The 6589-nt window shown below is 48.7% G+C and carries 5 protein-coding genes; 1 reads left to right on the plus strand and 4 read right to left on the minus strand.

The features are described 5' to 3' along the window. Positions 1-5: 5 nt before the first annotated feature. The 3 genes from B5M42_RS20985 to B5M42_RS20995 all read right to left on the minus strand — a co-directional run bounded on the left by B5M42_RS20985 (position 6) and on the right by B5M42_RS20995 (position 4423). On the minus strand, positions 6-887 hold the full coding sequence (locus B5M42_RS20985) for a replication-relaxation family protein (RefSeq protein ID WP_134754277.1): 882 nt from the start codon (positions 885-887) through the stop codon (positions 6-8). 187 nt (positions 888-1074) lie between these two features. Then, the gene (locus tag B5M42_RS20990; RefSeq protein WP_230633097.1) at positions 1075-2760 is read right to left on the minus strand and encodes a type IV secretion system DNA-binding domain-containing protein; all 1686 of its coding nucleotides are present in this window, start codon (positions 2758-2760) and stop codon (positions 1075-1077) included. 1072 nt (positions 2761-3832) lie between these two features. Next, positions 3833-4423 (minus strand): hypothetical protein, encoded by a 591-nt coding sequence (locus tag B5M42_RS20995; protein WP_134754279.1) that lies wholly within the window; start codon positions 4421-4423, stop codon positions 3833-3835. 236 nt (positions 4424-4659) lie between these two features. On the opposite strand from B5M42_RS20995, the gene B5M42_RS21000 reads away from it, so the two are divergent. Further along, on the plus strand, positions 4660-5934 hold the full coding sequence (locus B5M42_RS21000) for a hypothetical protein (RefSeq protein WP_134754280.1): 1275 nt from the start codon (positions 4660-4662) through the stop codon (positions 5932-5934). A gap of 428 nt (positions 5935-6362) precedes the next feature. On the opposite strand, the gene B5M42_RS21005 is transcribed toward B5M42_RS21000, so the two are convergent. Further along, positions 6363-6589: transposase (locus tag B5M42_RS21005; protein WP_230633099.1), on the minus strand; the 227-nt coding region annotated here is incomplete at its 5' end.

Here is a 6589-nt window from a genome sequence, read left to right on the forward strand (position 1 = left end):
CTGCCTCACCTCTTTCGCATCGGGGAGGCTTCCCTCGGTTGCTTGCCGAGAAGCGGCAAATTCGCTTCCGGCGGAAGCGGGAGCAAAGGCATGTCCTTCAGCGCTATACGTTCTCCGTTAGCTCCCAACCACTTCGCATCTGCCACCCCGTGCTGCTTCCATTCTGTTTCACTAATCGCCCATACGTTAGGAATTTTCCGGCCGAGAAGCGGACCCTCCACGCACAACGCCGACCACAGCTCAAGCAGTCGCTTCGGACGCGAATCGATTTGTGTTACAAAGAGCACCTGTACCGATTCCACCGTCGCCCATACCGAAGGCAGCACCCGACCGTACAGCCACAATTTATCCTGCAGCTTCCACAGATTTTCGCTGCCAGTATCATACTCCACATGAAACACCAGCTTTCCGCGTTCCGGCAGCAAGTAAGAAGCCATGCCATCCGGTCGAAGCAGCAGCGTCTTTTGACCCGATTCCTTGAAATGGGCATACTGCTCGGCAGCTTCACGGTTTGACTGCCATTCCAATAGTCCTTCGCCCGAGCAGGCAAGGCTATGACGGATGAGTAAAATAAAAAAAGCATTCGTTCCGTAAAAATGCTCCAATTGCACCGGATCATCTTCCCACGCTTTGGCCCGAAACACCTCCTCCTCCCCAACCAGACTGGCGGCGGCTCTTGCTCCGTATGCGGTCAAGAAATAACCGACATGGTTTTTTCGCAAGAAAGGCAATGGAATGCTTCGCACCAGACCTTGTTCTTTCATTTCACAAACCATTCCGTAGATCGTTGGTACTTGATAATGCAGTAATGTTGCTAACTGCTGGGCAGTAAGCAGTGTATATCGGTACAGCGCCGTCAGCATTTCTTTTTTGGCGGCATAATACATGTCCGTCGGACTCCTCCTTTCTCCTCACCGGCTATAGGGGGGCGTGCAAGTGAATTAGTCTGGATTTGTGCAGCGCCATTTTCCTCCGCCCCATTGCGGTTTTTCCGGCTTTTCGCAGCATCCAGCCTTATGTCAGTCTTTATCTCAGTTGTTATGTCAGCGTTTATCTCAGTCTTTATTCGCTGCTCTATTGCTTTCCGCGCGACCATCCATTCAACGGAGAGCCTGGGCTTTCACCAGTAGCCAGTTCCCGCTCAATCTCTTCAATCGCCCTGCCGTCCCGTTCATCCGAATGCATCCAGGCTTCCTGAATCCAATCCTTGTGCAAAATGGGCACAATCTCGTTCTGAATCGTAAACAGCTCCAGCTTTCCTTGAGTTCCCTTGGATCTCACGATCGCATTTAGCTCCGCAAGGTTCATCAAATCGAGATTCGTGACCTGCGGCTTGAGCCAGCGCGATAATTTATCCGCATCCGGCCCGCCGAGCTGAAGCAGCATCAGCGTGCCGACGTTTCCCAATATGGCCTCCAAAACACGGTCAGAGAGCTGCGACAAGTACTGCGTCGCCAAAAACAGCGACAAGCCAAACTTGCGATCCTCAGCCAGAATCTTCGTCAGAATATCCGTCGCGAACAAATGAATTTCATCGGCAAAAAAGAAATGCGCCCGCGATTGATGCTGCGGACGCTTTCTGCAGGTAAAGTGATAATCGATAAAGAACAGACTGGCCAATATTTTCAGCAAATCGGGCACGCAGCCCGAGCCATCAATGAGCACGATATGCCCCTCATCCATCGCTTGCCGGGTATTCACGCTGCTTTGTAATTGACCCAGCATTCGACGCGAGGTCGGGTACGTCGTCAGCGCTCCCAGCTTGTTCAGAATGGGCCCCAAATGTTCGCCGATATTTTTGATTTGCGAAAATTCGTCCGACCAAAAATGACGCAAATGTGCGTCCAGATGCGGCAACAGCTTTCTCCGATACGATTCATTCAGAAAGATGTTTACGATGCCAAGCACCGTCTGTGGAGGAACGGATAATAAGCTGAGCACGCCGTTTCGCAAATAATGCTCTGCTCGCGGACGCGAGCCTGGAAACAACTGCTGCAGCGTCGTCACAAACTCCCCTGTCAGCGCCTCGGCAACATCGGCATAAGCCGACTGAAACAAATTGAAGCCGCGAGGCCGATTCGTGCTGCCAAGCGGAATCAGGTGCAGCTTCGGGTACAGGCTCCTCGGAATATAGCTGAGCAGCGTTTCAATGGCTCCGCCGTGCGGATCAAGAAACGTAAACCCCGGCGCCTTGTCCGGCGACTTTTGCAAATCCTCCACCATGCGAGTCATCACAGACAGCAGTGTTGACGTCTTCCCTGATCCCGTCGTTCCTGCAAGAAAGGCATGCTTGAGCATTTGATTGATCGGCATGCGAATTTCCTTGTCTACACCCGGGACATTACTCTTGCCGATAAAAATGCCTTCCTGCAGACCCTCCGGCGCCGGCATGATTTTGGCTCCCATCCTCTGCATATGTGCAGCACCCGATTGACCATAAACGGGAAAACGCAGCCAGCAGCCAAGCTCCTCCGAAGAAAAAAGCAGCCTCCTCGTCGGTGTCCCGGCCTGCAGGAAGTCGGCGATCTTCTTCGAACGGACAGGCCGTAAAAACAAACCGTTGCCATTCCGCATCGCTTTCAACATGTCGTTCATCGTTTGCAGCCGCGCTCTTGAGGAAAGCGCTCGGATACCTACCCCAAAGCCGACCCATAACCCGTTTTCTTCATCCACTTGCTTGGATTGAAGCAAACGCATCAATTTCTGCTGATGGTCGGTGAGTTCGCGGTGCTTGGGTCGCACTTTTGCATCTGTCGTCATTTCCCGCCAAATGCTCTTAAAAGATACCATTTCATTAGCAGGAGACTGCAGCCACTTTTCGGCCCTGCGGATGCGCCGCGCCAGGTCACGCTTCGAGGCCGGAGCAAAAGACAGGCTCAGCCACACTTCTTCTCCTGCCCTTAGCTCCCCCGCTCCCATCGCCGCGATCATTTGATCGACGGGCTCCCGTCCTTCAGGTCGGAACGGAGTAATAGCAAGCGCTCCCTTATACAGAGGAACTCCTTCGGCAGCAATCACATCCGTCGATTGCCCATCAGCAAAAACAGGCTCCGGGACAGAAATCAGATACACACCAGACACCTGCGATCGGAATGCCGTTTCAAACCCCATGAGACGGATATCCGGGACAGAAAAGTAAAGCCGAACTTGACCAGAGGGTCCTTTGCACTGGATCAAGAATCGAAAATAAAGCTGTCCATACCGTCTTTGTTCTTTCTCAGGTAAACCCAAATGGCTGATATGCTTGGCTAACCGCGAAGCTTCTGCTAAACCGATAGGCGAACCTTCCAGGGAAGGCATCACCTCGAACCATTTCATCTGCGCAACCGGACCGCGCCCCGGCCTGCGCCAAAGCGGAGGAAATAAAAACGATAGCATGTCCGGCTTCCCTCCTCGCTCTCTTTGCAACCACGCCTCAATTGTGGAATAATAGGGCTCCATCACTTCCTTCCCGTAAAAACGCGAAAGGAACAGCTTGCCCGAATCTCGGGGGCTGTCCCTTTTTCCTTACAATACCATCTTAACAGGAAAAACTACGATTGTGCTCCCAACTTACTTGCTTCTTTCTCCACTGAAAGTTACGAGGAAGCATTCACCCGCTTTCATTCATGTTTGGTTAATTTTGATTCAACTTCGGTTTTACTTGCAAATAACTTTCGTCCGACTTCATGCCCCGTGCCGTAAATACAAGGCTTTCCCGCGATTTTCGCCGCTTATCAAGCGTCTAACTTTACGTTCAAAGTAATGTCTAAATCTATGCTCAGCTTTATTTTTTTCAAAAAAGACACAAAAAAAGGACGAACCGCCTGCCACTCGGTCGTCCTCCATTCCACTATGCGTCGTTTTTTTTCCAAGGAACCCAAAGCACCGATGTCTCCCCGCCCACTTCCTCATAAATTTGCTGTAAAACATCCTGTCTCTTGCGGTAAAGCATGCTTGCAGACAAATGAAACCGATCCATTAAATCATCATTGCTAAGATGCTGCATATATTTCAACTCCACAAAATGTTGATCCTCGGGCAGCAGCGTTTTAATCGCTCCCTCCATCACTTCCACCCGAATCATCCAAAACGGCAGTTCCTCCTCCCGAAGCTGCAGCCGCTTAATCACTTCATTCAGGACACTTTCGTTTTTCTGACCTTGCCCATGAATGGCAACCTGCTCTAAGCGCGCCGTTAAGCCGGGAATATGAGAAAGCTGCGACTTGATGGTCTCAATACGCTGCTTCCATCGCGGATATTGTTCCAACCACTTTTCTATCTCGTTGAAGGGAATCGTTTTGGGCATGATCAGATATGACTCTGCCGTCTCCTTAACCACTTGCCTTCGTTGCCTTGACAAGACATTCCCGCCGTCAGACTGCCTTTTCGAACCCCGGTTCCCCGAACCCAATTGTGCGCCTTGAGCTTGATCCTCCTTCAACTCTGCTCCCTCCCTGAACAAATGGTTTTCTTCAGTACGCAATATCCAAAATAATACATTTTTATTGCATGTGTAGATTATATCAAACATATGTTCCCGTATCAATTATACTTTTGCTGTCTTCGCCAAAAAGAAATTGCTTTAAGCTTCCTGTCTTCCCTTCAACTGAGCCAAAAAGGAATTTTTCTGCCAATGTCGAAAAGTAATTTTAGAATCAATTTAAGAGGATGATGAACATGGGGAACCGTATTCTGCATTGCGGAGCTTCTTTGGAAAATTACTATACATGCGTCAACCAGCAAGTAGCCGGCTTTACGAAAAGGGTAGCCAGCGTAAACGACCTGGTTTATATCGTGGTGAAAATCGGGGGGAAATCTCTATGCGGGGCCCGCGGCAGATTAAAGGAGCCTACGGATTTTCGTCCTTGGAAAGACAGTGACCAGTATCCGCAATGTTTTTCTCTTGGCGATATCGAATACTGCCAGCCGTTCGACATCAGCATACTGGAGCAAACCGGGGGAAAATATTGGAGCCTTAAATACGTACAATCAGCCAAAAATATTACCGATGAGCAAGCTCTTCACTTGCTTCAAAGCAGCTTCGAACAAAACCGAATCCATGCACTGTTTCAATTCGAGCAGCCTTCCATTGTCAGCAGCAATGACATCACCTCCGAAGCGGAAGAGCCGCCAAAGGACGAGATAACCGAAGAAAATTACCAGGACGTCTTGCAAGCTGTCCCTGATGTCAAAATCAACATCACAAGCACTTACGTCACCGTCAAATTCGAAAATGAAACAGACAAAATCAAAGGACTGGAGCCGCTGGTCAACAGCAACTTCTATAATCTGTTCGATGATTTCATCGAAGAACGCTCCGTGCTTATCCCGCAAAACAAAATGTTCATGACTTCTCCCAAAAGGGATGCCAAAAACAAAATGTTAGCTGGGATTAGCGGCTGTCCCGACGCAGTGCTCGTCCGCTTTGTTCCTGACCATAAAACCACGCCTATTCAAATCAACCTGATCGAATATGAATGCTACGGGCGGTCCAAAAAAACACGACTGGAAAAATTCGAATACCTGAACGGCCACATTATCCCGCAGTTGATGCGGTTCGCTTCCACCTTCAGCATCGCTGCCGACACCAAAATCAGAGAAGACACCGTCCATAATTGGATCAGTAAAATCATTAAATACATCAACGAAGATGACACAACCATGTCCAAAGCCGCCGCGTGGATGCGCGAGCTCGATGCCGAAATCAAAGAGCAAAACATTTCATACCGGCTTCACAGCTTACTGAACGAATCTTTTCGTTCTAACCTCAGAATCGTTCTGGTCATCGACGAATTAACCACCGAACAAAACGAAACCATTAAAAATATTATTGGATCGTTCAAACTGGAAAACGAAAAAAGCATTGATTTTCTGAGCTTTGTAGTGAAACTGCAACAGAAAATTGATTTGCTTAATAATACTGAGGAGTATGCTCTTTCGTTGCAGAAGTGAGTGGGGAAAAAGCTTACTACTTTAGCTCTCGGTCTTCTTTCCCGATCGAATATCCTGTCTTTTTCCGATATAGCATGCCGAGCGGCAAATGGAATGAATCACCAGATCATCATTACTTAGCCACTACATGTACTTCAGCTCGAAAAAATTTGGTCATTTGGTCATTTGCCATCTTTCTATCTAATTGAACGCGATTGTATTTGTTATACCACGTAATCTTGAGTAACTCTCTAACTATATCCCTCCTCTGCTTCGTTCGAAGATCGCAAAATCATTAAATCAAATGTACGTTCCTATTTGGATTTAAAGAAGACTGCGTCTAATATAAACGCAATCTTCTCAATAAAATGGGAGTCTTTAAGATTCTATTTTTCAAACTACAAATAACGGCAGGAAACATCTCTACTTAGGGCTTGCTGAACGAAACATTACAGAGCAAATCGCCTGTAGGCGGTACGATTCAGCAGCATGTTGAACATGAAGACGAAAAAAAGCCGCAAGCGGCGTTCCAAGTTCATCACGAGGAACTGCATGGCGATGACGGTCCCGCTCGTTTGCTCGAGTCGCGCCCGGATTCGGTTCAGTCCATATTTTCGTTTTCCTTCGCCAAACTTGCCTTCAATCGCATTGCGCCCGCCTGCATCCAGCTTGGCGA

It is taken from the genome of Paenibacillus athensensis (assembly GCF_004514475.2).
Taxonomy (GTDB): Bacteria; Bacillota; Bacilli; order Paenibacillales; family NBRC-103111; genus Paenibacillus_AL; species Paenibacillus_AL athensensis.